Below are 3,212 nucleotides of genomic sequence, written 5' to 3'. Positions count from 1 at the left end.
GCGTAGGACACCCCCAGCCGCAGCAGCAAAAAACTTGCCACCGCCACCGCCAGGCTGCCCAGGCTGTAACAGGCATGAAAACCTGACATCTGCAGCCGCCCGCTCATGCGCTCCACCACCGCGCCCTGGGCATTAAGCGCAATATCCAGCGCGCCGAACAGCGTGCCGTACACAAACAACAATGCGGTGAACTCCAGGGCCGAATGCGCGCTCACCAGAAACGGCAACAACACTCCAACCCCGGTTGAAACCGCCACCAGCACGGCCCGGCTGCCCCAGCGGCCAACCGCCATTCCGGCAAAGGGCATCCCCACCAGCCCGCCAATCCCCCCCGCGAACAGCACGATCCCCAGCGTCCCATCGCTCAGGTCAAATTTTATCTTGGAATACGGTACCGTAATCGCCCAGACGGAAATCCCGATCCCCGCCATGAAAAACATCAGCCACATGGTGCGCAGCCGCGCCCCCACGCTCACCCCGCCCACGGCGCCATTCAAAGCCGGCGGTTGCCCATCACCGCATGATAAGCCACCAGCACCACAACCGCCCCCACCACCGAGACGAACAGGCTGTAGAAATTAACCCCGCTCACCGGCGCTGCGCCCAGCACCATGAAAATCTTGCCGCCCACCAGCGCGCCCACAATGCCGAGCACCATATCCAGCATCGGCCCCTTGCCGCGGTTATCGACAATATGGCTGCCAATCCACCCAGCCAGCAATCCCAACACAATCCATCCGAGAATCGACATCCGCCACCCTCCAAAAACTCAGAACGCGGCTTTCTTCAACCGCTTCACCTCAATTGCCTGCCACGCCACCAGCACCGGCACCGCGATCACAAAATCGCGCGCCCGGCGCATCAGCGAGAGCGAAAGCGCCACATCCGGCGGCACCCCAAAAATCCCGCCCAGCAGCGTATACGCCGCCTCCTGTATCCCCACCCGGCCCGGCACAAAAAACGCCAGCGCCATGATCGCATGCAGCATCGCCTCGATACATATGGCATCGACAAAGCTCAGCGGCACCCCCATCGCATGAAACCCTACAAAAGAAGCCGTCGCGGTGCCAAACCAGCACACCAGATGCAGCAGCGCGCCATAGGCCAGCCGGTCGCGCTCGCCATACATGATATTGAGCGAGGTCTGCAGCCTGTCGATGCTCAGCGACGCCCCCTCGCCCGTCTGCCCCGCGATCTTTGAGGCCAGCGCCCGGAAAATCTTCGCCCCGCTGCCCTGCTGCGCCAGGATCAACCCAACCCCCAGCACCACCGCCACACACAGCCCCACCGCCACCGGCACCAGCAAATCGCTGGAAGGCGACTTGCGCGCCAATATGGCAAGCCCAATGCCGATAAACATCAGCTGCGCGAGAAACTCAGTGGTGATATCCGCCAGGGTGGAGGCCGTGGCATCGGCAATCCGCACGCCGTGCAACGCCATCACCCGCGCGCCCAGCACATAGCCCCCCACCTGGCTGAACGGCAGAAACTCGCCGGTCGCGTCGCGCACCATGCGGCCCCACACGCACAGCCAGAAGCTGCCGCGCATCCGGCTACGCAAAACCATGCGCCAGCATAGCCCCAGCCCCAGCAGAATCCCCAGCTGCACCAGAGTATACAGGCCAAACCCCGAGAGCTTCACCGAGGCCAGCACCCGCAGCACATCCGCCGCGCCGTAATATATCACCAGCCCCGTGACCACCGCGACACCAGCAAGCGCAAAGGCTGCCGGCAGCAGCCGCAGATGGCGCTTCAAACCGCGGCCAGCCGTTTCTTAGGGCGCACGAACAGCCGCGCCAGCCTTGCCAGCCGCGGCATGGTGGTGGGGCGGAGCAGCCGCGCATCATAACCCGCCATGCGCCGCTTATCCTCCTGCAAACAAATATCGATCAGCACCGCCGGGTCCATTTCATCGCTCAATGCCTTCGACCCGTTGATGGTGAAATTCGCATCCGCGCCCTCCAGCCCATCCACATCGCGCGCGATCCCGATACGCTCCCAGATGAGAAAAGCCCATACCGCCGCCGTTTTCAGCGCAAAATAAGGCCGCCGCCACAGCGGCATGTTCGCCTTGTGCCAGGCGATCCAGTTGGTGAAAAACAGAATATGCCGCCCCTCTTCCTGCACCACGGGCTCGAACGTCTCCACCAGCTCCAGCGGAAAATAGCCGGAGCGCCGGGCCATCTCAAACAGCCCATAGGCAAAAAAACTATCCACGCATTCCGAATAGCCGGTTACCATGAACCCCCATTCCGCATCCACCGGCAGCACGTAGTCCTCATCGGGCTGCATCGGAATGTCATAGGCCGCCACCAGCCGGGAGAGCACATCTCGGTGGCGCCGTTCCTCCCCCGCCATATGCAGCAGCGCCGCCCGCAAGGCCGGGTTCTTCACCGTTTTCGCAAACGCCTCGATGCGCATCGAGGCTTTGATCTCGGTCTGCACCGCGATATCCCAGATCGGCAGCGAGGTGATGCGCGCCTTGGTCTCCGCATCCAGCACAGGCCAGTCCAGCACCGCCGGCTTGTAGGGGTTGTAGGTCTCCTCCAGCAGCCGCGTCATCATCTGGTAATGCGCCTCGCTCCCCGGCTTAATCTGCCCCGGTTGCGCAAAATCCCAATGCCGCGCCTTGAAATCCGCGGCGGCGATGCTCGAATCATCCATGACAGCTCCTCTTGCCTGCTCAGGGGTTCATTAAAAACTGCCCGGCTTCTACCGCAGCAGGCCAGGAATTTATACATGGCGCCCCCGGTGGGACTGGCGGGGCGGCCACGCGCCAAATAAAGAGACTGCATGATGCATGGCGGAGTAAAAGCTTGAGCGCGGACGATGTAACGCTTGTGACGGGTGCCACCGGGTTCGTCGGCGCCGCCGTGGCGCGCGCGCTGCACCGCGCCGGGCACAGGCTGCGCCTCACCACGCGCCCCGGGAGCGACCCGCGCAACCTGGCGGGCCTGCCCGCCGAAATCGTCCCGCTGGACCTGGCGGCCCCCGCCACCTTCGCCCCCGCGCTGCAAGGCTGCCGCTATCTCTTCCACGTCGCGGCGGACTACCGGCTATGGGTTCCCGATGAAGCCGCCATGCGCCGCGTGAATATCGACGGCTCAGCCGCCCTTTTTCGCGCCGCCGCCGCCGCCGGGGTGGAGCGCAGCGTCTATACCAGCTCCGTCGCCGCCCTGGGGCTGGACCCCTGCGGCGCCCCGGCCGGTGAG

The 3,212-nt window shown here is 64.0% G+C and carries 4 protein-coding genes and 1 pseudogene; 1 reads left to right on the top strand and 4 read right to left on the bottom strand.

The genetic code is table 11. The features are described 5' to 3' along the window. The 4 genes and pseudogenes from HKL97_RS12885 to HKL97_RS12870 all read right to left on the bottom strand — a co-directional run. A pseudogene (locus tag HKL97_RS12885) lies at window positions 1-497 on the bottom strand (hypothetical protein); the annotation flags it as partial. Further along, window positions 494-751, bottom strand: coding sequence for a GlsB/YeaQ/YmgE family stress response membrane protein (locus HKL97_RS12880; RefSeq protein ID WP_291426001.1), 258 nt, complete (start codon window positions 749-751; stop codon window positions 494-496). The gene HKL97_RS12880 and the pseudogene HKL97_RS12885, both read right to left, overlap by 4 nt. 18 nt (window positions 752-769) lie before the next feature. Next, window positions 770-1,756: a lysylphosphatidylglycerol synthase domain-containing protein gene (locus HKL97_RS12875; RefSeq protein ID WP_291425999.1), complete on the bottom strand. Its 987-nt coding sequence runs from the start codon at window positions 1,754-1,756 to the stop codon at window positions 770-772. Further along, on the bottom strand, window positions 1,753-2,664 hold the full coding sequence (locus HKL97_RS12870; RefSeq protein ID WP_291425997.1) for a ferritin family protein: 912 nt from the start codon (window positions 2,662-2,664) through the stop codon (window positions 1,753-1,755). Before HKL97_RS12870 ends, HKL97_RS12875 begins: the two co-directional genes overlap by 4 nt. 152 nt (window positions 2,665-2,816) lie before the next feature. Between HKL97_RS12870 and HKL97_RS12865 the strand changes: the two genes are divergently transcribed. After that, on the top strand, window positions 2,817-3,212 hold a 396-nt coding region (locus HKL97_RS12865; protein WP_291425995.1), incomplete at its 3' end, for an NAD-dependent epimerase/dehydratase family protein.

It is taken from the genome of Acidocella sp. (assembly GCF_013044125.1).
Lineage (GTDB): Bacteria > Pseudomonadota > Alphaproteobacteria > Acetobacterales > Acetobacteraceae > Acidocella.
Note: the sequence above shows the minus strand (reverse complement) of the source record. Positions and strands in the feature narration are given on the sequence as shown.

Bases quoted from the DNA above. Each gene is read 5' to 3' on its own strand.
- HKL97_RS12880 (WP_291426001.1), bottom strand. From the start codon at position 751: ATGTCGATTCTCGGATGGATTGTGTTGGGATTGCTGGCTGGGTGGATT.
- HKL97_RS12870 (WP_291425997.1), bottom strand. From the start codon at position 2,664: ATGGATGATTCGAGCATCGCCGCCGCGGATTTCAAGGCGCGGCATTGG.